This window comes from Streptomyces sp. NPDC039609 (genome assembly GCF_055596705.1).
Genome location: NZ_JBVIUJ010000014.1, coordinates 78,627 through 100,707, shown reverse-complemented (window position 1 = coordinate 100,707; position 22,081 = coordinate 78,627). Strand labels below are relative to the sequence as shown.

Sequence of the window (22,081 nt, the reverse complement as noted above, 5' to 3'; positions counted from 1 at the left end):
AGTCAATAGGGCCGTGATCAGCTGCCGTCTGCTCTGCTCGCCTATCGGCCGAGGGCAAGGTTGTGCAGGCACGCGATGCCTCTCATCGCGTGATGGACGCCGTCGCCCTTCAAGCGGCAGTCGCGGAGGATCTTCCAGGTCTTCATACGGGCGAAGGCGTGCTCGACACGGCCGCGGACCTGGCGGTGGCAAGTGTTGTGCTCTTCCTTCCAAGCAAGCAGTTCGCTCTGCCGCGCTCGCGCCGGTGCGGGATGATCAGGCCGGTGCCTCGGCAGCCGCCGTCAGCGATCACGGTGGGCCGGCCGACGGCGTCTTTGGCACCGGACAGTACCCACGCCTTGCAGTCGTTGCGGTTGCGGGCAACGGTCGGCCGACCACGAGTACGAGTCAGGTGTCGGCGTCGATGATGACCTGGTGGTTGGTGGAGTAGCGGTAGTTCTTGACCGTTCGGCCACGGTGTGGTCGCGGGTGGGGACCAAGGTGCCATCCACGATGAGCACGGTGCCCTTGCGAATCCGTCTGCGGGGCTTGAGCGCGAGCCGGGGGCCGAGGTGGCTGATGATGCGGTTGGCCGCGGACTTCGAGACGCCGAGCAGCGGTGCGAGCTGTCGTAGCGTCAAGTTGGTGCGCCAGTACGCCGTGACCAGCAGTACCCGGTCCTCCAGCGACAGGCTCCACGGCCGGCCTCTGCGGACCGCGTCAGCTCCTTCATGCCGCAGCTGTGTCACCAACGTGCCAAGACAGCGGGAGCTCAGCCCGGTGAACGGGGTTATCCAGGACGGCTCCGACACCGTAATCACACCAGACACCGCAAGATCTTTTCACGGGCCGCAGTGCCGATCTGCGGGCCGTCAGGATGGACATCGCTACGGTTCCACGGTCCTGAGCAGGCACTCGCGGTCGTCTGCGCTGATCAGTCCTTCCGGAAGGGTCCCGGTCTCCAGCAACGCGCGCAGGGCGGAAGCGTGTGCGGCGAAGGCGGCCCTGCACCATTCGCGTTCCGGGTGATCGGAGTCCTCCCCAAACAGCAGCACCTGGCGTTCGTCGTCGGCGTCGACGGGCGAAGACAGCTCCGCGGCGACGACCAGGAGGCCGACCAGGTCGGGCCGCACCGCGATATCGGGGACAGCTGCCAGACGGATCAGGAAGGGCAGGGCGGCCGGCATCACGGCGCTCACGTGGAAGACGCTGTTCATCAGGAGGTTCTCCAGCACGGGCAGGGCCTCAGGGCCGGCTGCCTCATCCAGGAGACTGCGGAGCAGGACCGGGACCCCCGCAGGACAACCCGGAATCTGCGACCAGTCGACATCGGCGCCGCCCAGCAGCGCGGGGTGGTCGCATGCAGCCTGCTCCATCTCCGGATGTTCGCGCAGGAACCGAGCGACGGCAGCCTCTTTGACCGCCGTATCCATCACACACATCTCTACTGCCCCTGCTCCCACGACATCGCCGGACGGCGTCCGCGAAACTCTTCCCGGAGGTGACGTCGAACGCAAGCACCAGGCCAGTAGCTGCCACCTCCTGCCCCCGGGGGTAGTGGCGCCCCAGCCCGGCACCGGATTTCGGGACAGCTCATAGCTTGTTCTTTATCAACGACGGCCGAAGCCTTTGTTGCTGCGTGGCGATGTTCAGTGATGTACGTCCAGGTACGCGTCGTGCTCGGCGTAATGGATGACCGCCTGGCATTTCTCCGAGGCGTCGGGCCGGGCTCCGTCCCGCCAGGACGACCAGACTTCGAGGACGTCCTGTGCCAGCACGACTTCGAGTAAATAAGGAAGGTTGTTCGGCGGGTTCCGGCCTGCTGAGGTGGTGGGCCTGGCCGAGCCTGATCTGACTCTCCCGGCATCGGGGTGGGGCACTGCCCTCCTCCATCGGACGCGCCCCAGTGTGGGCAAGCAGTGGACCGATTCTGGCGAGAGCCACGACGACCGTGGCCTCAAGAACCGGCCTACGGAGGATGTCCGGCGCGTGCCGCTCCCTCCCCAGCTCGTGAGGATCTTCAGCGAGCACATCGACACCTTCGGCACTGCCGACGACGGCCGCCTGTTCTTCAGCGAGAGCGGGGGAGTGGTGTCCTCCTCGACCTATGACCGGGCGTGGCAGGAAGCCCGGGAACCGGCGCTCCCGCCGGCCGTCGTTGCCTCGCCACACGCCCGGCGGCCCTACGACCTCCGGCACTCCGCGCTCTCCACATGGCTCAACGCGGGCGTCGACGCTACCGAGGTGGCCGAACGCGCCGGCAACAGCGTGGAGGTGCTGCTGACTCGGTACGCGAAATGTCTCGACGGCCGTCAGGAGGTGGCGAACCGGCGCATCGAGGAGCTGCTGCGCGAATACGAATGAGCGTCGCCTGACGCCCCTGATCCATGGCCCCTGGACCTGTCCGGGGGCCTTTGGCGTTCAGCTGCGATCCCGCACGGGCGACGTCTAGAACGGGGGAGTCCACCCTGGCGGCCAGTTCGTCGCGTATCCGGGCGGGGGCCACACATCCGAGCCGTTGTACACGCACCACTGACGGCCCAGCCACTCGCACTCCGGTATGGAACCTTCCCAGTCGTCGGTGCAGCGGTCGGTCCACTCGCGGCCCACCAGCACCGGTCGGGTCAGCACCCCGTTCGCGGTGTCCTGGACGCGCAGAACCATGCCGACGCCGTTGATCCCCGGGTTGCCCCGCGGCCCGTAAGACACGCTGTGAGCACCCGAGGAGTGAAGGTCCAGGACGGCTTCCTCGAGTGCAGCCGGCATGCGGCCTGTCAGTTCCAGTCCGTCCAGGGTCACGCGCGGACCGTAGGCGGCGTCAGCTGCCACGCAGAAGAGCCGATCAACGCGGTTGAAGTACGTGTAGACAGCGGGCACCACTGGATGGAAGCCGAGTGGGAGGCCGTAGACGTCCGGGAAGAAGGGCTCAGCCGAGAAACGCTTCAGCTCAAAGGCTTCCGGGAGCGCAGCCCTGACCTCGTCGGCGGACATGCCGAAGTGCAGCGGGCCGACGCTCTCCAGCGGGGTCAGCACCCACACCGGCCGGCCTGGCTCCGTCGAGGTCTCCCCGGCTTCCGAAACCATCCGCTGTTCCCCCACGTTCGTTGGCCTGAGACCCGGACCTGACCTGCATCGACGCCTCACGGCCCAGGCCGCGAATAGGCCGCAGCGCCTGTCATACGGCGGCTCAGTGCGGCATACGCGTGCACATACAACAAGACCCCGTCCTCAGCGTCTTAGCTGGTGGCGGGGTCTTTAGGCACTTCCTGCGAAGTGCCCCCGGCAGGATTCGAACCTGCGCACACGGCTCCGGAGAGCGTGATCCCGCAGTGTCAAATTATTGCTCTGACCTGCACGAATCCTTCGGGAAGATCGCACGCTCTCCCGATCCACACGCCCCTCACACGATGGCCGTGCGGCGCCATGCCTAGTCCAAGCGGAGAACCCGTCGTCAGGACGTGTTCGATTGGCTTCTGTGCAGCGCCCCGGGAAACACTATGTGCCCCGCTCCCGCGTCCGCGCGAAAGAGGTTGAGGCCCGGGGCATCGAGGTTGGCCAGTGTGGTCCATGCCTCCCAAGTGCACTGCCACAACTCTGGTAGGGACGCCGCGTGAACGGCGCCCCGTGACCGACTGGCCACATGATTCCTTGCACGCCACCCACCGCGGCTGTCTCTGCGCCGACTGTTGAGCGGCGGCGATGTGGCTACTTGAAGACGGTGCTCGAGGACCAAGCCGCAGACAACGGGCCCGAGTGCAGACGCGGTCACACGTTCCGACGCGCTGATATGTGCCAGCAGCTCCGGCCACCGCAGCACGACGACGCTTTCCCAGAGTTCCGGAGGGACGGTGTTGGCGACGTGGTGACTCTCTCCGACAGGGAGATCACGAAGCCGCCGTTCCCCCTCTTGAGTTTGACCGACGTAGCACAGCCCGCCACTGGTGAAGACCCCGTACAGGACAGGCCCGGTCACTGGGGAGCGCCGGCCGTTCGCGCGCGTCAGCAAGTCACCCACCTGATGGGCGAAGGCAAACCGCCGGTCCTGCCACTGAGCGAGGCTCGGTGGATCCGAGACCAGGCGATGAAGGGAGGCGAGCCAGCTCGTGTATGCGTCCTCAAGATCAGTCACATCAGACAGTTTGAGGGTATGCCTGTCCAGGCCAACAGCCCGTTGCCGCCTACACCTTCAGCCTGACGTGACCACAAACCGATGGCTCGGAACGGCAAGCTTCGAGACCATGAAGCCATGTCTCTCCCGACAGAAGCCTTGGCGCGCATCCTGCAGGCAGCGAGAAACGAACTCGGTCAGCTGACTGAACCGCCGCGGGCCAGTGTTCCCGTGGCCCAGGACGACTGGGAGCAGTCCCTGTGGGATGCAGGGCTCTGTGAAGAGGAGTGGCTTCTCGGTGGCCCAATGGATGCGCTGGCGACCGCTGTTGCGGAGGGGAACGCTAAGGAGATCAAGAAACGCGCGCTCGACTTGGTGCATGACGTAAAGTCGCGAGAAGAAAATCTGTGGTACTTGGCCGTGCTCAAATCTGGACTCTCGCAGGAAGTACTGCACTTGCGAGAGTGCTTGCATAATTTTGCGATCCAAGTTCTTGATGATGCTGCTTGTGGATTTCCTGATGGCCTGCGGCATGTGGATGAGCTGCAGGCCAAGCTGGACTCGATCACAAGCGCCACACCAAGTCTGCCGAGTGAAACGTGCGTTCAGATCTTTGGCGTTGCGCGCGATGAAATCTGTGATCAACGAGGGATCTTTTTGCCGTCGCGCCTTCTGGCGAACTATCGGGGGCGTATTGGCGTGCTCTATAAACGCCTAACTTCTGTGCTTTCCGAGCTAGCGAAGAAGCCACTGGAAGTCGAAAGTGCAGTCGATCTCGCGTGGGCCTATACACAGAGTGGACGGCCCCTGTTGGTGCTGCGCTCGGCATTCTTTGCTTCGCGCATCGTAAGAAGCGGATTTTCGGCAGACCCGATTTTCGCAGAGCCGATTAGGCGCCTGAGGGCGCGGACCGACCGAAGCGCGGCTAACCACCAGGGGATCGTTCAAGCCCAGCAGAACCTCAGGAATGCATCAACTGCTCAGCAGCGGGCCTTCTCCATGCTCGATATCTATCGCAGGGTGGTCGAGGGCCAGCTCCGACCTTGTGCATGGACGGTCCTTGAGCTGCGAGGGCGATCTGGAAGGCTGCCCGAGATTGCATCATTGCGCGATCAGCTAGTTGCTGATGGGCATCTAGTCCTTCAGGATGCAGCACAGGCGATACTGCCGGCTGTCCGAAACGGAGCCGCTCACGAAGACTTCGAATGGGATGAAGATCGCGAGCTAATTTGTGTCGGCGAGGACACCACTGCGGTAGATGATCTTGCTGATGGAATCGAGCGGGCGTACGCATTCATGGTGGGGTTCGACTGTGCATTGATGGCGCTTCGAGCCGAGATGCCAGAACTTGCGCGCTTCCTTGATGAGAGCGATCCGCCGCAGGGAGTCCGTGCGCTGCGCGAGAGGAATGCTCTCAATGCTTTCGGTAGTAGTGGGCTCTCGGTCCACGATTGGTGCTATGAGCGCGGTCGCCTCGAAGTGGTGTTGGACCGCTGGGGGATGGACTCTTTTTATCCTGGTCTTCAGGCGGCAATGTGGACTTCCCGTTTTCTGGAGAATCTAAAAGAAGTCGCTGTGAGTATTCGCGGCTCCGAATCAGTTCCGGTCGTGGTAAGCCGCCCGGCGCTGGATGCGATGTTCCCTGTCTGGGGCGAAGCGCGTACCCTCTTCCCGGTGTTGCCTGCCTTCGTCTTCATGCCAGCGGAGTACTCGGTGAGGGCTGCTGGGGGTCATCAGCGTGAAGTTGCGTTTGGCGTGGTGCTCCGCATGGCGATTCGGAACACGCTAGTTATGTGCTCCTCATTCGAAGAGAGCGGAAAATCCGACGTCCTGGTGCGCCGTCTTGAGCTGGTGCTAGTTGCCATCCGGCAAACAAATGTCCTAAGTGGAGATGATCAATGCGTGCGAGCGAATGAAGTTGAATCGCTCATTTGTCGCCTGACGGAACAGCTTGCAAAGCCGAAGCGAGAAAGGGTTTCGTCAGTTGCTCGCTACCTGCTTCAGAAACTGGCGAACGTGCATGACCGCTTGCCAGCTGTGTCGCCAATCCCTGGGCTCTCCGCCGACTCTGGCACTTAACTTTCGGACTCCCACGGGCTGAAACACCCCGGGTGTTTCAGCGCTGAGTCGGACAGGTGGGACAGGTGGGTTTCCCGCTGTCCCACCTGTTTTCGCAGGTCACCCCGGCTACTGGGACAGTCGGACAGTCGGGACACCCCTGCCCTCCACCTTGGATCTCAACCGAACGACTGGGCCCGGACACTTTGTCCGGGTCCGCTGCTGTTCGGTGCCTCATGCTCGGTCGGCTGGAGAGGGAAGACCGTCTGTCCAGCGTGACGACCGGCTCGGTACCGTGAAGCTAGCCCCTAGAACCAGGAGGCAACACGCAATGCGTGGTCTTGGAGATCACCTCAGCATCGGCGAGCGCATCGCGTTCTACCGGAAGCGCCGTGGCTACACGCAAGAGGTGCTGGCCGGTCTGGTCGGTCGTAGCACTGACTGGCTTGCGAAGATCGAGACCGGGCGCCGGAAGCCGCCCCGCATCGACATGCTGGCGGAGCTGTCGCGCATCCTGCGCGTGCCCCTCGGGGACCTGCTCGGACAGACCGTCCTCATGGAAGACGAGCGCCAACAGGACGACGTCCCCGCCGTGCGCGACGCCCTCATGACCCCGCGTCGCCTCTCGCGTATGCTCTTCGGCCCCCAGGCTGAGACTCAGCTGCCGACACCTGCCCCGGTGGCCGTACGGGTGGAGCAGGCATGGAACGACTACCAGGGCGGACGGCTCGGCAGTGTCATCGCCGCTCTTCCCGCGCTGCTCCAGACCGCACAGGAGTTGGAGGATCGCGCGGCGCGTCGAGGCGACGACCGTAGCGAGTGCTGGGCAGTGTCGGCCCGTACGCACCATCTCGCCGCCACGACACTCGCGAAGATCGGTGAGTCTGACATCTCATGGCTCGCTGCCGAGCGCGCGATGCGAGCCGCTGACGAGTCGGACGACCCGCTCGTGTTGGCATCCGCGGCCCGGTCCGGCACGCATGCTCTGCTTGCCAATGGGCGCTACGACGACGCTCTCGAACTGGGCAACACAGCGGCAAGGTGGCTGTCGTCCCAGGTGACAGAGAACGACCCGGCCGCGCTCAGCTTGCTCGGGATGATCCACCTGCGTGCCGCAGTGGCGGCAGCGCGGCATCAGGACCGGCCTACCGCCACGGAGCTGTTGGACCGTGCCGAAGAACTCGCGGACGACCTCGGGTCGGATGAGAACTACTGGCAGACCGGATTCGGGCCAACAAACGTGCTGCTCCATCGCCTGTCCGTTGAGCTGGACCTCGACAACGTCTCGTACGTGGTGGAACACGGCCGGATCAATGTCGACCACATGCCGCAGGAGCGCAGCGTCTCCCACCGCATCGACTATGCGCGGGCTCTGTCGCTCGCCGGCCACGGAGACGAAGCGTTTGCGGAGCTGCGGACGGCAGAGCGCACGTCGCCGCAGCTCGTACGCAACAATCCGAGAGTGCGCGAGACGCTGCGGGACCTGATCAAGCAGTCTCCCGTGACCGGCGGTTCGCGTTCGTCCGAGGTGTTCGTGATGGCGCAACGGTGCAGGGCGGTGCAGTGAGTTCAGGCAAGCGCGGGGTGCTCGGAGTTGTCGGGTCGGCGGCCGGGGGCGTAGAGGCATTGCGTACCGGTCTCGTCGAACCCGCGATGGACCGCGGATGGCAGGTTGCCGTCACGCTGACGCCGACCGCAGGTCAGTGGCTGCGGATGAGCGGGGAGGTTGAGCGGCTGGAGAAGCTCACCGGCCTAGCCGTACGTGACGAACCGCGCCTGCCTGGTGAGGCCCGGCCGCATCCGCCAGTTGACTGCTACGTGGTCGCTCCCGCGTCCGCCAACATGGTCGCCAAGCTCGCGACTGGCGTGATGGACAATCAGGCACTGACCCAGGTTGGCGAGGCTATCGGCACGCTTGGTCTGCCAGTCGTCGTCTTCCCGCGGGTGAACGCGGCGCACGCGCGCCATCCCGCGTGGCAAGGGCACATCGATGCTCTTCGTGCTGGGGGAGTGCTCGTCGTCTACGGCCCGGACGTCTGGCCGCTGTATGAGCCGAGGGAGGCGCCGGCGGGGCGCGAACTCCCATGGGCCGCAGTGCTGGACGCCGTGGAAGAAGCCACTCGATGACGAATCGTCAACCTGCCTGACCTGCAAGGAAAGAGGACCCGGACAGTCTGTCCGGGTCCTCTTCAATTTCCGGCCGCATGCTCATTGCCATGTCAGGGATCAATGAGCAAAGCGGCGAGTTGGGAGGGCTGACTCCCACGGAACTTGCTTTGATCGAAGCAAGTTTGAGCGAGGCGCGCGCCACGGTTGAACGACTGCAGCGGCGTGCGGACGAACTCACGGCGAGGGTGGAGTCCCGTCACCGACAAGCTGTTCAAGGCGGTCGAGTCGCTCACCGAGCAGACGAAGAGCGTCATGAATCGAGCTGAGCTCTGCGGCCAGTGCGGTGAAGGCGGGGCTGCTGCCCGGCTCGGTGCCGAGCGGCATCGAGGGGTCTCGGACGAACGTCCCGCGGCCTTGCTGGGTGAGGACCAAACCCTCGTCGCGGAGTTGGCCGTACGCGCTCTGAACAGTCAGGAGCTGCACGCCAAGTTGCTTGGCGAGCGTGCGAGCCGCTGGGAGTCGATCTCCCGGTTCGTACTCGGGCTTCGGGCCTGTGATCTTCGCTCGGAAGTCCGCAGCGATGTCCTTGGCCGTGGGCGCCTGCCTGGGCGCTTCTGAGCTGTGCTCCATGGGTTCGAGAGTAGCCGGACTAAGTCAATCTCGGCTTTCCCGTCGGACCTCCTTGACAGCCAGATTGACATAAGTCAATCTGAACTCACGCCCGGAGGGCCCCGTGAAACGGGTCTGAAGGAAGCGGCTGGTCTTTGAGAAACGCCTGGTCACAGGCGTACATAAGTGGGCCTCTGAGCCGTCTCCCCCGAAGTGACGGCCGCGCGGATGCAAGACCGCGCACCTGCACGACTCCAACCCTCGCAGTGCTCCGGCGCTGCGGCCCCGGACAGTCGTGATGGCGGCAGATCAAATCTGCCTCCGGGGCGCTGCCCTGCCGCCGATGCGGCTTGGGGCTGCACATCCCGAGTGGTCGCCTCTCACCACCAGGCCACGACCGCCCGGCATCTCCCTGTCCCTTCGACATCAGGAGCGCCGCATGCGCACGTACATCGGCGGTCATCAGGCCGTCTCCGTCAACGACTTCATCGAACTGGCCCTGGGCACCCCGGTTGAGCTGTGGCTCGGGGAAGAGGGCGAGACCAGCGAAGAGCGCGCGGCCCGGCTGGACGCCGCGCGCGACATCCTCGCCGACAACCCGGAGCTCCCGGACGACGTGGCCCGCATCGCCGCCGAGGTGATCGAGGCGCACGCCCCGGAGCTGTTCAACGTCGTCCCGCTGGCCCGCCCGGCCGGGCGCCGCCGGCCGTCCCGGAAGGGAGCGGCGGCATGAACGAGCCGCTCACGCTGGACGCGCTGGCCGCTCCGCTGCGCGTGCTGCGGCTGCTGGCTGCTGACTTCGGGCACCTGCCCGCCCCGGACGTCGACCTGTCCCACATCTACCCCGATCGGCTGACCCTGCGGTTCCACGAGGGTCTGAACGCGTTCGAGGCGTGGCGGGAGGCCCTGGCCGTGCCGCCGGAGAAGGTGACGCACGGCGTGCAGGGCGACGGCATGACGCGCGTGCTGAAGGCGACGACCGGCTACGCGGGCGCCGTGGTGCACCTGCACGGCTACACCGATGTGCCCGCCACGCACGGGGGTGCGGCATGACAACGCAGACGATCGAGCGTCTGGCCGTGCCGCCGCTGACCCGCCCGGAGATGGGCCTTGCCGGAATCGGTGCGCTCGCCGCCGCCGCGGTCGGCGCCCTGGGCCTGTACTCCTCTTTTGACGCGGTGTCCCTGGCTGCGGCCCGGTGGGGCTTCAGCAACCCGCACACCCTGCCCGTCGCCATCGACATCGCCATCCCGGTGTTCACCCTGGCCAACCTGCTGTTGATCCGGCTGGACATGGCGTTGGCATGGGTGCGGTTCGTGCCCTGGGTGCTGACCCTGGTCACCTGCTGGCTGAACATCGCGGCCGGGCACTCGCTGTCCGCGAAGGTGGCGCACGGCACGATGCCGCTGCTGTGGGTGGTGTTCTCCGAGATCGGCGCCCACGTCTACGCCGTGCGCATCGGTGCCGTCACCGGACGGCGCATGGACAAGATCCGCTTTTCTCGCTGGCTGTTGGCTCCGCTGTCCACGTTCGCGCTGTGGCGGCGCATGGCGCTGTGGGAGGTCACCTCCTACACCGACGCCCTTGCCTGCGAGCGTGAGCGGCTGTTGGCCCGTGCGGACCTACATGAGCGGTTCGGTCCGGTGGCGTGGCGCTGGAGGACCCCGCGGCGTGAGCGCGTGATGCTGCGCATGGGCGAACTCGCCCCCGCCGGCGCTAACGTGCCCGCCGTCCCGGAGCCGCCGCAGACCCCCGAGAAGCCGACGCGCGAGGCGCCGAAGCCGCCACGCAAGCGGCCGACGACGGGTAAGGCCAAGACGGCGCAGCGCACGACGGCCGAACTGCTCGCCGAGGCGCGCACGATCACGGCCGGCTGGAAGGACGGTCAGATCAACGCCGAGGCGCTGCGCAAGGAACTGCACTGCGGCTCCGGCCCTGCCCGGCAGGTGCGTGACGCCCTGCTCGCCGAGCGGGCCGACGGGCGCGCCCTGCACCCCGTCGACAGCCCCGAGCCGGACGCGTCCGGTGACGCCGCCGAGGGGGTGGCAGCGTGAACACCCTGGCCACGGTCCTGCTGTCCGCGCTGCCGCTCGCCGTGGGTTGGGCGGTTCACGTGTGGTGGCTGCGCGGCTGCCTGAACACCGCCCGGCGAGACCCGCTCACCGGGTTACGCACCCGCGACGGCTTCACCCGCCGCGCCACGGCCCTGCTCAAGGACCCGCGCGCGGTTGTGGTGCTGGCCGACGTCGACAACTTCAAGCACATCAACGACACCTACGGGCACGCGGCCGGGGACGCCCTGTTGAAGGCGACCGCGGACCGGCTCGCCCATCACGTCGGCCGTACCGGGGTCGCCGGGCGGTTGGGGGGCGATGAGTTCGCCGCCCTCCTCATCGACGACCACAACACCGCCGGGGACCTGCTTGCCGTGCTGCACGGCGTGCTCGCCCGGCCTGTCGACGGCCAGGACCCGGACGTGCACACCACGGTTTCGCTGGGCTGGGTGCGCGCAGCGGACTTCCCCGCCGATGACTTGTCCGGGCTGCTGCGGCGCGCGGATGAGGCGATGTACGCGGCCAAGCAGGCCCGTGCCGGAATGCGCCGCGCCGGGCTCGGTTGGCTGTTCGCCACTGTCACCGGACGCCGCGCCGGCCGGGCCAGCGCCCGGACCGATGCGCCTGTGATCGGGGTGGCGGCATGACGGCCCCGCGGATCGGTTCGGTGTGCACCGGCTACGGCGGTCTGGACATCGCCGTCCAGGCCGTGTTCGGCGGGGAGCTGGCGTGGGTGGCGGACAACGACCCCGGCGCCGCGCTCATCCTCGCTCACCACCATCCCGAGGTGCCCAATCTCGGGGACATCACCGCCGTCGACTGGCACGACGTCGAGCCGGTCGACATCTACATCGGCGGCTATCCGTGCCAGCCGTTCAGCACCGCGGGCAAACGGAAGGGAACCAAGGATGCCCGGCACCTCTGGCCGCACATCGCCCGCGCCCTTGGGGTTCTACGACCCCGACTCGCGGTCTTTGAAAACGTCGCAGGGCACCTTTCACTCGGCTTCGACACCGTCCTTGGCGACCTTGCCGCCCTCGGGTTCGATGCGGACTGGTGCTGTGTACGCGCGTCGGATATCGGCGCCGCACACCAGCGCAACCGCCTGTTCTTCTACGCCTGGCCTGCCGACTCCGGCGGCCAGGGACTGGCGCGGGGGTGGGCAGAGAGGACAACTGCCCACCGCCGTGGCGCTGTTGCCGACGCCGTCGACCTCGGAGAACACAGGGGCGGGGCACGCGGCACAGGGCGGGATGAACCTGCGGCACGTCGTCTCGCTGCTGCCCGCCCCGCGGGCGTCGGCGAACGAGAACCGGCAGACCAAGCGCAGTCCCTCGCAGGAAGCAGGCAGGCACGGCAAGAGCCTGGCCGCGGAGGTAGGGGAGCTGCTGCCGACACCGACCGCAACGGACGCGAAGAGCAGCAGCGGAGCGAACCCGGCCTGGGGACACGGGGAGACCCTGACGGACGCGGCCCGCAGCGTTGGGGCCCGTACGCCGCGGCGATCGAAAGGTGGGCGCAGGTCATCGGCCGCCCCGCCCCCCGGCCAACTGACGATCTGGGACGGCTGAACCCGCCGTTCGTCGAATGGCTGATGGCCCTGGACGACGGCCACGTGACCGCCGTGCCCGGCCTGTCGCGCACCGCCCAGCTCAAGGCGCTCGGCAACGGCGTGGTCTGGCCGCAAGCCGTCGCCGCCCTGCGCATCCTGCTGAACCGGTCCGAACCCCCGGCATGGGGGAGGGCCGCGGCATGAAGTCACAGCCCATCGTCGGCGCCGCCGTCTTCACCGCCGTGATGGAGGCGGCCGGCTACCGCTGCCAGTGCGGCAACCCCCACACCAAGGGCGACGGCCGCTGCCCGCACGAGCACGACCACTACACCAGCAAGCACGGGCGCCGGGTACGGCTGATGGCCGCACCCGCCGACCCGCTCGCCACCGACGTCGCCGCCGCCCGTCTCCTGGCGAGCGAGCTGCGCGCATGGTGCTCCGACTGCCACGGCGCCGCCGCCCGGCTCGCCCGCAAGCGGCTGCCCGCGGCTTCCACAGATCAGTGCGGCCTGTTCGACCTGTAGCCGACAGGGCCCGGCCTTGCCCGCCAAGACAGCGGCCGGGCCCCGTCACCCCTCCCCGAGAGAAGGAATCTCAGTGAACCACCCCGACGACAACGAACTCTTCAACCGACTCGAAGCCGAGATGGCCGCCGACTCCGGCGCCGAGGTAGTCGACCTGAACAAGGCCCGATCGGCGCGCGGCGAGTCGGCCGACCCCGCCCCCGACCCGGCGGCCGACTCCCGGCCGACCGAGTCGGCCGCCCCGAGCGTCGACCGGTCGGCCGACTCGGTCGACGACGACACCGACGACCGGTCGACCGTGATGGTCGACGGACCGGCCCCGGCCGGTCCGGGCCTCATGGACCGCCTCCGGTCGGGGCAGCGGCGCGAGGTGATCCCGGCGTGGGCGAAGTCCAAGCCGGAGTTCGTCACCGCGCTCGGCTGGCTCGGCGGCTACGCCTGGCACACCACCGCCTTCCACGCGGTGCGCCTGCCCTGGTACTCGCTCCGGCTCGCCTTCCAGGCCCCGGCCGGGGTCGCGAAGTTCATCGGCGGCGCGATGCGCTGGGTCGCCGACACCGAGGGCGAGCCGCTGCGGCAGGTCGCCGCCCGGCGCGAGAACGTCGAGGAGTACCTGAAGCTGTCCCGGCAGCGCGACAACCGCGTCAAGCTGCGCAGCATCCTCATGCTGCTCGCCCTGGTCGTCGGCCTGCCGCTCGCCCTGGTGCTGTTCCTGCTCGCCCCCACGTGGCTCGAAGTGCTGACGCTGGCGCTGCTGACGGCCGGGTTCGGCTTCCTCGGTGCGCCGTCCGACAAGCCCGTCATCTCCCGTGCAGTCGTCACGACCGAAGTCGAGCGGCTGACGAGCGGCATCGTGGAACGGGCGCTGGGGGCGCTCGGTATCGCCGAGATCAACAAGGCGCTCGCCAAGGGCGGGGAGGGCATCAAGTTCCCCGCCCCGATCACCCGCGACGGCCCCGGCTGGCGCGCGGATGTCGACCTCCCGTACGGCGTGACCGTGCCGGACATCCTCGACCGGCGCGAAAAGCTGGCCTCCGGCCTGCGCCGCCCGCTGGGCTGCGTGTGGCCGGAGCCGGTCGCCGACGAACACGCCGGCCGCATGATGCTCTGGGTCGGCGACCGGGCGCTGAACAAGGTGGCCGCCCCGCCGTGGCCGCTGGCCAAGTCGGGGTCGGCGTCGCTGTTCAAGCCGCTGCCGTTCGGCATCGACCAGCGCGGCCGGAACGTCGACCTGACGCTGATGTACGACAACGTCCTGATCGGCGCCATGCCCGGCATGGGCAAGACGTTCAGCCTGCGCACGCCGCTGCTCGCCGCAGCGCTGGACGTGACGGCTGAGCTGCTGATCTGGGAGCTGAAGGGCACCGGCGACCTGGACCCGCTGAAGAAGGTGGCGGCTGACTACGGCTCCGGCCCGGACGACGACACGTGTGCGGCCACGCTGGATTCGATCCGCTACGTCTACAAGGACCTGGAGCGCCGGGCCAAGGTCATCAGCTCACTGCCCAAGGACAAGTGCCCGGAGAACAAGGTCATCCCGTCCCTGGCCGCGAACCGCTCCCTGGGCCTGCACCCGCTCATTCTCGCGATTGACGAGTGCCAGGAACTGTTCAGCCACGACAAGTACGGCAAGGAAGCCGGAGCGCTGTGCACGGCCATCATCAAGCGCGGCCGGGCGCTCGGGGTGATCCTGCTGCTGGCCACGCAGCGCCCCGACAAGGACTCGCTCCCGCCCGCCATCAGCGCGAACGTGGGCACGCGGTTCTGCCTGCGGGTCATGGGCCAGATCGAGAACGACATGATCCTGGGCACGTCGATGTACCGCAACGGCATCCGCGCCACGTCGTTCACCAAGTCCGACAAGGGCATCGGCTACCTGGTCGGCGCCGCCGACGACCCGCAGATCGTGCGCGGCTACTACCTCGACAACCCGGCCGCGGACGCCATCTGCGAGCGCGCCCGCAAGGCGCGCATCGAGGCGGGCACGCTGCGCGGCATCGCCGCAGGCGAGACCCCGGAGCGGCGCGAGGCGGTCGATCCGCTGCTTGAAGACATCCTCGCCGTCGTTCCGGCGGATGAGGCCAAGCCGTGGAACGACGTCACCGTCGACCGGCTCGCCGAACTGCGGCCGGAGAAGTACGGGCCGTGGGGGGAGATGGCCCCGGCGGACAAGGCGCGGCAGCTCACCACCGCGCTCAAGCCGTACGGCGTGACCACGGGCCAGGTGGCCCGGCGGATCAACGGCAAGACCGTCAACCGGACCGGGTTCGAGCGCGCCCACATCGTCACGGCGATTGCGGAGCGTGACCGAAATCGGGACGCGGGCTGACTCTCGGGAGCCTCTAGCGCTAGGGGTCCAACCCTCTAGCGCTAGAGGTCCCGCTAGCGCCCCATGCGGGCTCTGATCTGCAAGCTAGCTGATAGGTCCCCACCTGCGGAAACCCCTGAAAACCGCCCCGGGAGGGCTCTCGTGACCCCGATCCTGCTCGCTATCGCACTCCTGCTGTTCATCACGTTCGGTTACGCCTCGGTGTGTGCGGCGAGCCCGTTCGGCAACTGCCGCAAGTGCAACGGCTTCGGCTTCGCCATGACCACCGACCGCAAGGGACGGCCCAAGCGCGGCAAGAACTGCCGCCGCTGCAAGGGCCACGGCAAGCGGATACGCGTCGGCCGCTGGCTCTACAACCGCGCCGCCCGCACCTACCGCGCAGGCACCGGCTGACCCCAACCCCACCCCATGGAAAGGAGGTTGCGGCATGGCCGTGACCATCTCCCTCGCCCTGCTCTTCGGCTTCGTGCTCTTCATGCTGCTGCGCTCCAAGACCCTCGGCCCCGGCAGCGCGTTCGTGGCCGTGATGTTCGGCTTCTACCTCGCCTCCACCGGAGCCGCCGACACCGTCAACCAGCTCATGACCGCCGTCGTCAACGCGCTCCCGAACCTGTGAGGAGTACGGCCATGAACGAACCCATCGTCGCCCGGCACTGGCTCAACCTCGCCGCACCCAAGGCCGCGCCCGCCCTCGCCACCACGACCGTGCTCGGGCTGGCCCGGATCTGGAATGCCAACGGCGCCGAACACTCCGTCGGCAACGCCGTGCTCATGGCCGCCCTGTCTCTCGCCGCCGCTGCGGCCGGCGCGTGCGCGAGCGTCGGCCGTGCCGGAGACCCCGTGCTTGCCGGGACCGCGTTCGCCGCCTCCGGCGGGCTCGCCCTCGCCGGGGTCGCCGGATACGCCGACGGGTGGTCCCTGCCGTTGCTGCTGTGGGCGCTGGCCACCGCCGTCGCCTACGGGCTTGCCGCGCGTTACTGGCGTACCGACCGGCGTGAGCGCGTCGCCTACGAGCGGCAGGTGAGCGACCGGCGCGAGGAACGCGCCCACATCGAGCGTGTCGAGACCATCCGCGGCACCACGCAGATCGAGGTGGCCTGTACCGGCGCCGCCTACGCCGAACAGCTCGCGCAGGCACTCGCCACCCGCGCCGCGCTGCCCGGCTTCGACCCCGCTGCCCTGGAACGCGCGGGACTGCCCGAGCTGCCCGCCCTCGACACGAGCAAGGAGCACTGAGCCGTGTTCGAGATCCGCGTCATCTGCACGCAGGACGACGCCGAGCGCGTCAGCACCGCTTTGGCCGCCGCGTTCGACACCGGCCCGGCACGCCAGTACTCGACCCGCGACGGCAAGCGCACCCGGCTGTACTTCACGGCCGACCATCGCGACTCCAGCACCAACCCGACCCACACCGAAAGCGAGTGATCCATATGTCCGTGGGAGAGACCCCCATCACAATCGTCGGCAACCTCGCCGCTGACCCCGAACTGCGCTTCACCACCGGGGGCGACGCCATCGCCCGGTTCTCCGTCGCCTCCACCCCGCGCACCTACGACAAGGCCACCGGTCAGTGGCGGGACGGCACCGCGATGTTCCTGCGCTGCACCGCGTGGCGCGACCTGGCCAACCACGTCGCTGAGAGCCTGACCAAGGGCACGCGCGTGGTCGTCACCGGCCGTCTGCGTCAGCACAACTGGCAGAACGAGCAGGGCGAGAACCGTTCCATGCTCGCCCTGGAAGTCGACGACATCGGACCCTCGCTTCGCTTCGCCACGGCCAAGGTCGAACGCGTCCAGCGCAACGGCGCCGCCTCCGGTCCGGCCACCGACGCGTGGAGCACTGCCGCCCCCCCCGCGGCCGGAGCCGCTAAGGGCTCCGGTTCCGGGTTCAGCGACGAACCCCCGTTCTAGACACGCCCGGGGCGGGCGCCTCTCACCACAAGACCGCGCCCGCCCCGGCTCCCTTGTCCCTTCGACAGAACAGGAGAACCTCCAGCATGCCTCAACTGGACGGCTCTGCCCAGCTCGCCGCAGCGCTTGACGCCTCGTCGCGCGGCTGGCACGTCTTCCCCCTCATCCCCGGCGCCAAGCGCCCCGCCGTCCGCGACTGGGAGACCCGCGCCACCACCGACCCCGAGCGCATCACCCGGTGCTGGACGCACGCCCCCTACAACGTCGGCATCGCCACTGGTCCCTCCGGCCTGGTAGTCGTCGACCTCGACACCCCCAAGGGGCCAGACGACACCCCGCCGGCCGAATGGACCGCGCACGGCGTCACCGACGGAGCCGACGTGCTCGCCCTGCTCTGCGAGCGCCACAGCGAGCCCTTCCCCGCCAACACGTACATGGTCCGCACCTGGAGCGGCGGCACGCACCTGTACTTCGCCGCACCTGCGGGCGAGTCCCTGCGGAACACCGCCGGGGACAGCGCCCGCGGGCTCGGCTGGAAAGTCGACACCCGCGCCGTCGGCGGGCTCGTCGTCGGCGCGGGCAGCACCTTCGCCGGAGAACCGTACACGGTGTCTCACAACGCCCCTGTGGCCCCGCTGCCGGGGTGGCTCGCCGAGTTGCTGCGCCCGGCGCCGCTGCCCCCACAGCGGCCGGTCACGGTCCCGCTCACGGCCCGCGACCGGCGCGGCAGGTTCCTGAACGCCGCGGTCAACGGCGAGTTGGCGCGCGTCACCGGCTCCGGCGAGCACCAGCACAACAACGCTCTCTACGTTGCCTCCGTCGCCCTCGGTCAGTTGGTCGCCGGGGGAGAGCTGGACGCGTACGAGGTGACCGAGAAGCTTACCGAAGCGGCGCGCATCGTCGGCCAAGGCGAGCGCGAAGCGCGCCGCACGATCGCCTCCGGCCTGCGCGCCGGAGCCAACCGCCCCCGGCAGGTTGCAGCATGAGCACCCACCCGATTCCCCCGCTGCACCTGTACTCCGTGCCCAGCGACCCCGAGGCAGCTCCGCGCGAGCTGCCGAAGCGGGAGCGCCCACGCACGGCGTGGACCGCGGATCAGCTCATGGCCGCCGACTTCCCGGAGCCGAAGTGGGCCGTGCCGGGCATCCTCGCCGAGGGTGTCAACCTGCTCGCCGGACCCCCGAAGGTGGGGAAGTCATGGCTGTCCCTCGGGTTGGCCCTTGCGGTCGCTGCTGGCGGCCACGCCTTCGATGCGGTGCCGGTCAACGGCGGCCCGGTGCTCTACCTCGCCTTGGAAGACACCCCACGCCGTCTCCAGACCCGCATGCGCAAGATGCTCGGGGGACAACCGGCCCCGGCTGGGTTGACGCTGGTCACCGAGTGTCCGCCCTTCCCCCAGGGCGGCAGCGACGCCATCGCCAACTGGCTGGAGCGCAACCCGGATGCGCGCCTGGTCGTCATCGACGTGTTCGCCAAGATGCGCGGCCCCGCCCCGCAGGGCGTGTCCGCGTACGACGCGGACTATGTCGCCGTCGGCTACGCCAAGCGGATCGCCGACCACTACGGCATCGCCGTGGTGCTCGTCCACCACGTCCGCAAGGCAGGCTCGGACGACTTCCTGACTGAGGTTTCCGGCACCAACGGCATCGCCGGAGCCGCGGACGCCACGCTCGTGCTGAAGCGGGCGCGCGGGCAGGCGGACGGCATCCTGCACGTCACCGGTCGCGACGTCGACGAAGCCGAGTACGCGCTTCAGTTCCAAGCCGCCTCCGGGGCTTGGCAGATGCTCGACGGACCGGTGACGGACCACACCATCGGTGACACCCGCGCCGCGATCCTCCGGCACGTTCGCGCCCACCCCGGCGCCCGACCCAAGGACATCGTCGCCGCGCTGCCGCAACTCGATGCCGAGAACGTCCGCCGCACCTGCTCCCGCATGGCCGCGGACGGACAGCTCACCAAGGACGGAGCCGGCCGCTACTACCCGGACACCGAGACCCGGACCGAGGGAACACCGGGGTTGTCCAAGGTGTCCGACTGTCCCAGTCCATCACCTGACCTGCACAAACAGGTGGGACAGCCGGAATCGGGACTGTCCCACCTGTCCGACTCCCAACCCGCAGACGAGAGCCAAGGGGAGGCCGACCGCCGTGCGTGACGAAATGCTCACGATCTCCGAAGTTGTCGAGGAAATCGGCGTGCCCCTCTCGACCTTCTACCGCTGGCGACAGCTCAGGAAAGGACCGAAGGCAATCAAGCTCCCGAACGGCGCCGTACGCATTCGCCGTTCGGAGTTGGAGCGCTGGATTGCAGCTCTGGAGGAAGCCGCGTGATTGACCGCAAGACCGGCGCAAGGTCGGGCGCTCGTAAGAGCGAGTGCCCGGCCGGGCCCGAAGAGCCCACGCTTTCCACTGACGTCCGTGTCTGGAAAGTCAGCAAGATTTCCAGCAAGACAGCGCCCTACCAACTGCGTTGGGTGGTTGCTGGGAGAGTTCGCCACGCGACTTTCACGACGTCGGCGCTTGCCGAGAGCCGCCGTTCGGAGCTCTGGCGAGCCATGCGCAAGGGCGAAGCCTTCGATGTAGAAACTGGGCTGCCCGAATCGGATCTTCGGGCAGCAGCAGAGAAGGCGAGTACCAAGCCGGACCCGTCATGGTGGGACTTCTCTCGCGAGTACATGGCAATGCGTTGGCGCACTGCCGCGGCGAAGACGCGTGAGGGGCTGGCGGACAGTCTCGCTACCGCAGCTCTCGGCATGATGGGGGACATCCCCGGGGCGCCGGAGCTTGAGGACGTGCGGCGCGCCGTACGGTGGGCCGTCGTACCGGCTCACAAGGATGAAGAGCCTCCGCCGGACTTGGAGAAAGCCTGTGCGTGGCTGGCGAACCACTCTCTTCCCCTGTCGGCTCTCCATGACTCCAAGGTTGTGCGTGACGTCCACTACCGACTGTCGTTCAAGCTCGACGACGCTCCTGCCGCCTCGGATACTTACAAGCGGCGCCGTCGCGGTTTCAACACAGCGATGGAGTATGCGATCCAGGAGGGGTATCTCGACGAGAACCCGCTCGCCGGGGTAAAGCGGCCCAACTCCCGAGGAACTGATGCCGTGGACCCGCGAGTCTTGGTCAACGAAGTGCAGGGACGGCAACTCCTCACGGCCGTCTCCTATATTGGTTCGGTGTATCGCAATCGTGGAAGGCGCCTTGTCGCCTTCTTCGGCTGCATGCTGTACGCGGCGATGCGGCCAGCGGAAGTCGTTGGGCTGCGATCAGATGACTGTCACCTTCCCGAACAAGGCTGGGGGACTCTCACACTTCGCGAGACGCGCCCTATCTCCGGAAAGAAGTGGACCGACTCGGGGGATCGTCACGACAAGCGGGGACTGAAGTCGAGGGATCCTGGCGCTGACCGGCCCGTACCGATTCCGCCTGTCCTTGTGGCAATGCTCAGGGCGCACTGGAACGAATTCGGGACGGCCAAGGATGGCCGACTCTTCCCCAACGAGCGAGGCGGCATGCTGGGGACCTCAAGCTATTGGCGCGTGTGGCAGGAGGCTCGCCCGCTCGCGTTCCCGCCGGACAAGGCGAGATCGCTGCTTGCCCGCAAGCCGTACGACCTGCGGGCCACGTGCATCACGAACTGGCTTCGTGCGGGCCTCCCCGTGGCGGAGGTGGCCCGGCGCGCCGGCAACTCTCCAGAGGTCATTCACCGCCGCTATGCCGGCTGCATCGACAACAGCGCGGAGGAGAACAACAAGAAGATCGAACAAGTCATGGGCTGGGAGAGTTAGGGGAGGTACGCGCCGGAGACGACAGCGGCAGCGAATGAGGTGCCCCACAGACTGGCGGCCGGGCCAGTCAGACCAGTCATCGGGTTCAAGTCGCCGAGGCTGTCGCTGTCGCTCCCTCCATAGGCCGATTCCGTGGTTGCCCCCTGAGGCGGTGTGGAGTTGTACGGCGCTAGTGCGCCCTGCATGTCGAGCGCAAGGGCGACAATGGACTCGGGGACGCGCGCTGGGTAACCGCTATTTGCGCCGTTTCCGTTGCCCGCAGCGGCCACCAATACGGGTGTATCGACAGCCTGTGTGCAATAGCGCACCGTGTAGTCGATGCTCCTGCCCATCGAGGTATCACATGACTCCGAGAGCTGAGTACTCAAGCTGGCGTTGATCAAGTCGTATTGACCCGACCAGAGGGCATGCATTAGACCGCAGAGCACTTCGTAGGACTGGCCTACTTTGTCCTTATTGAGGACCCGGAGTGGGTGGATGATCGCGCTACCTTCGACCGCCTCGATGACTTTGGCAACCGCTGTTCCGTGTCCGTGCGGGTCGTCTGCTGCCACCACTCGAACGCCATGCTGATCGCAGTCGAGGAAGTCCACCATGCCGGTGACTGCTCCACGGACTCCGGTGTCTAGAACGGCAACCCGATGGCCTGCGGCCCGCCTCGTACTAGGGATGCTTGGCTTGCTATTAACGAGGTCGCTAAGCTTGCCTGCGTCGAACGGGTCGGGGATGCCGCTGCCTCCCTGTGTTGCCTGCAACTGGAATCCTGGCTCCCATAGCAGATGAGTCAAGTAAGGGGGTCCGAAGGGCGGGAATCGTTCGAAAGGCGGGAATGGGGACGTCATCATCTCGGCCTGCAATTGTGCAGTAGCCTGAATTCCGATGTGGCGCCGATGATGAGCGACGGCGATTGCGGGGCTAAACTCCTGGGTGAATCTGGAAGCTGTGCGCTCATCGATTGAGGCAAGGTCGATAAGGCGAGGTCGGTCGATTTCCAGGCGCCGCGGCGTGTCTAGGCGAGACCAAATCTCCAGGAGCCATTGAATTTGCCCTAGTGGTCCC

At 67.4% G+C, this 22,081-nt stretch carries 24 protein-coding genes and 2 pseudogenes; 20 read left to right on the top strand and 6 right to left on the bottom strand.

The window, feature by feature from the left end; all coding sequences use genetic code 11:
* Nucleotides 1-41: 41 nt before the first annotated feature.
* The 3 genes and pseudogenes from ACZ561_RS33280 to ACZ561_RS33270 form a co-directional block, all read right to left on the bottom strand.
* Nucleotides 42-809: pseudogene (locus tag ACZ561_RS33280) on the bottom strand (transposase).
* A 57-nt stretch (nt 810-866) separates the two neighbouring features.
* Nucleotides 867-1,412 carry a hypothetical protein gene (locus ACZ561_RS33275; protein WP_471002294.1) on the bottom strand — a complete coding sequence of 182 codons (546 nt, stop codon included), beginning with the start codon at nt 1,410-1,412 and terminating at the stop codon, nt 867-869.
* Nucleotides 1,413-1,628: 216 nt separating this feature from the next.
* Entirely contained in the window at nt 1,629-1,757 is a 129-nt protein-coding gene (locus ACZ561_RS33270; protein WP_471002291.1) for a hypothetical protein, read from the bottom strand.
* 25 nt (nt 1,758-1,782) lie between these two features.
* On the opposite strand from ACZ561_RS33270, the pseudogene ACZ561_RS33265 reads away from it, so the two are divergent.
* Nucleotides 1,783-2,343, top strand: a pseudogene (locus tag ACZ561_RS33265) (site-specific integrase); the annotation flags it as partial.
* Between the two features lie 84 nt (nt 2,344-2,427).
* Here the strand turns inward: ACZ561_RS33265 and ACZ561_RS33260 are convergent.
* Nucleotides 2,428-3,012 carry a hypothetical protein gene (locus ACZ561_RS33260; protein ID WP_471002288.1) on the bottom strand — a complete coding sequence of 195 codons (585 nt, stop codon included), beginning with the start codon at nt 3,010-3,012 and terminating at the stop codon, nt 2,428-2,430.
* 1,213 nt (nt 3,013-4,225) lie between these two features.
* Between ACZ561_RS33260 and ACZ561_RS33255 the strand changes: the two genes are divergently transcribed.
* The 3 genes from ACZ561_RS33255 to ACZ561_RS33245 all read left to right on the top strand — a co-directional run bounded on the left by ACZ561_RS33255 (nt 4,226) and on the right by ACZ561_RS33245 (nt 8,272).
* Nucleotides 4,226-6,166 (top strand): hypothetical protein, encoded by a 1,941-nt coding sequence (locus tag ACZ561_RS33255; RefSeq protein ID WP_471002285.1) that lies wholly within the window; start codon nt 4,226-4,228, stop codon nt 6,164-6,166.
* Between the two features lie 310 nt (nt 6,167-6,476).
* Nucleotides 6,477-7,712 carry a helix-turn-helix domain-containing protein gene (locus ACZ561_RS33250; protein ID WP_471002282.1) on the top strand — a complete coding sequence of 412 codons (1,236 nt, stop codon included), beginning with the start codon at nt 6,477-6,479 and terminating at the stop codon, nt 7,710-7,712.
* On the top strand, nt 7,709-8,272 hold the full coding sequence (locus ACZ561_RS33245) for a flavoprotein (protein ID WP_391393101.1): 564 nt from the start codon (nt 7,709-7,711) through the stop codon (nt 8,270-8,272). Before ACZ561_RS33250 ends, ACZ561_RS33245 begins: the two co-directional genes overlap by 4 nt.
* Nucleotides 8,273-8,488: 216 nt before the next feature.
* Here ACZ561_RS33245 and ACZ561_RS33240 read toward each other — a convergent pair whose 3' ends face one another.
* Nucleotides 8,489-8,884: a GntR family transcriptional regulator gene (locus ACZ561_RS33240; protein ID WP_100109133.1), complete on the bottom strand. Its 396-nt coding sequence runs from the start codon at nt 8,882-8,884 to the stop codon at nt 8,489-8,491.
* A gap of 418 nt (nt 8,885-9,302) precedes the next feature.
* Here ACZ561_RS33240 and ACZ561_RS33235 point away from each other — a divergent pair, with 418 nt between their 5' ends.
* From ACZ561_RS33235 to ACZ561_RS33160, 16 genes are all read left to right on the top strand, one after another.
* Nucleotides 9,303-9,596, top strand: a complete 294-nt coding sequence (locus ACZ561_RS33235) for a hypothetical protein (RefSeq protein ID WP_386416184.1) — start codon at nt 9,303-9,305, stop codon at nt 9,594-9,596.
* Nucleotides 9,593-9,916, top strand: a complete 324-nt coding sequence (locus ACZ561_RS33230; RefSeq protein ID WP_471002277.1) for a hypothetical protein — start codon at nt 9,593-9,595, stop codon at nt 9,914-9,916. Before ACZ561_RS33235 ends, ACZ561_RS33230 begins: the two co-directional genes overlap by 4 nt.
* Entirely contained in the window at nt 9,913-10,917 is a 1,005-nt protein-coding gene (locus tag ACZ561_RS33225) for a DUF2637 domain-containing protein (RefSeq protein ID WP_471002274.1), read from the top strand. The genes ACZ561_RS33230 and ACZ561_RS33225 overlap by 4 nt, the downstream gene beginning before the upstream one ends.
* Entirely contained in the window at nt 10,914-11,564 is a 651-nt protein-coding gene (locus tag ACZ561_RS33220) for a GGDEF domain-containing protein (protein ID WP_471002271.1), read from the top strand. The genes ACZ561_RS33225 and ACZ561_RS33220 overlap by 4 nt, the downstream gene beginning before the upstream one ends.
* Nucleotides 11,561-12,673, top strand: a complete 1,113-nt coding sequence (locus tag ACZ561_RS33215; protein ID WP_471002268.1) for a DNA cytosine methyltransferase — start codon at nt 11,561-11,563, stop codon at nt 12,671-12,673. Before ACZ561_RS33220 ends, ACZ561_RS33215 begins: the two co-directional genes overlap by 4 nt.
* Nucleotides 12,670-12,993 carry a hypothetical protein gene (locus ACZ561_RS33210; protein ID WP_471002265.1) on the top strand — a complete coding sequence of 108 codons (324 nt, stop codon included), beginning with the start codon at nt 12,670-12,672 and terminating at the stop codon, nt 12,991-12,993. Before ACZ561_RS33215 ends, ACZ561_RS33210 begins: the two co-directional genes overlap by 4 nt.
* A 73-nt stretch (nt 12,994-13,066) precedes the next feature.
* Nucleotides 13,067-15,322, top strand: a complete 2,256-nt coding sequence (locus tag ACZ561_RS33205; protein ID WP_471002262.1) for a P-loop NTPase family protein — start codon at nt 13,067-13,069, stop codon at nt 15,320-15,322.
* A gap of 141 nt (nt 15,323-15,463) precedes the next feature.
* Nucleotides 15,464-15,715, top strand: a complete 252-nt coding sequence (locus ACZ561_RS33200; RefSeq protein ID WP_471002259.1) for a hypothetical protein — start codon at nt 15,464-15,466, stop codon at nt 15,713-15,715.
* A gap of 34 nt (nt 15,716-15,749) precedes the next feature.
* Nucleotides 15,750-15,938, top strand: coding sequence for a hypothetical protein (locus tag ACZ561_RS33195; protein ID WP_386416167.1), 189 nt, complete (start codon nt 15,750-15,752; stop codon nt 15,936-15,938).
* A gap of 11 nt (nt 15,939-15,949) precedes the next feature.
* Nucleotides 15,950-16,558 carry a hypothetical protein gene (locus ACZ561_RS33190; RefSeq protein WP_471002255.1) on the top strand — a complete coding sequence of 203 codons (609 nt, stop codon included), beginning with the start codon at nt 15,950-15,952 and terminating at the stop codon, nt 16,556-16,558.
* Nucleotides 16,559-16,561: 3 nt separating this feature from the next.
* Entirely contained in the window at nt 16,562-16,747 is a 186-nt protein-coding gene (locus ACZ561_RS33185; RefSeq protein WP_100109142.1) for a hypothetical protein, read from the top strand.
* A gap of 5 nt (nt 16,748-16,752) precedes the next feature.
* Nucleotides 16,753-17,232: a single-stranded DNA-binding protein gene (gene ssb, locus ACZ561_RS33180; RefSeq protein WP_471002251.1), complete on the top strand. Its 480-nt coding sequence runs from the start codon at nt 16,753-16,755 to the stop codon at nt 17,230-17,232.
* A gap of 86 nt (nt 17,233-17,318) precedes the next feature.
* Nucleotides 17,319-18,218, top strand: coding sequence for a bifunctional DNA primase/polymerase (locus tag ACZ561_RS33175; RefSeq protein WP_471002248.1), 900 nt, complete (start codon nt 17,319-17,321; stop codon nt 18,216-18,218).
* Nucleotides 18,215-19,390, top strand: a complete 1,176-nt coding sequence (locus ACZ561_RS33170; RefSeq protein ID WP_471002245.1) for an AAA family ATPase — start codon at nt 18,215-18,217, stop codon at nt 19,388-19,390. The genes ACZ561_RS33175 and ACZ561_RS33170 overlap by 4 nt, the downstream gene beginning before the upstream one ends.
* A gap of 4 nt (nt 19,391-19,394) precedes the next feature.
* A complete protein-coding gene (locus ACZ561_RS33165) occupies nt 19,395-19,565 on the top strand; it encodes a helix-turn-helix transcriptional regulator (protein ID WP_356024836.1) in 171 nt (56 codons plus the stop codon).
* The gene (locus ACZ561_RS33160; RefSeq protein ID WP_471002242.1) at nt 19,562-21,022 is read left to right on the top strand and encodes a tyrosine-type recombinase/integrase; all 1,461 of its coding nucleotides are present in this window, start codon (nt 19,562-19,564) and stop codon (nt 21,020-21,022) included. The genes ACZ561_RS33165 and ACZ561_RS33160 overlap by 4 nt, the downstream gene beginning before the upstream one ends.
* On the opposite strand, the gene ACZ561_RS33155 is transcribed toward ACZ561_RS33160, so the two are convergent.
* On the bottom strand, nt 21,019-21,864 hold the full coding sequence (locus tag ACZ561_RS33155) for a S8 family serine peptidase (protein ID WP_471002569.1): 846 nt from the start codon (nt 21,862-21,864) through the stop codon (nt 21,019-21,021). The genes ACZ561_RS33160 and ACZ561_RS33155 overlap by 4 nt on opposite strands.
* Nucleotides 21,865-22,081 lie beyond the last annotated feature (217 nt).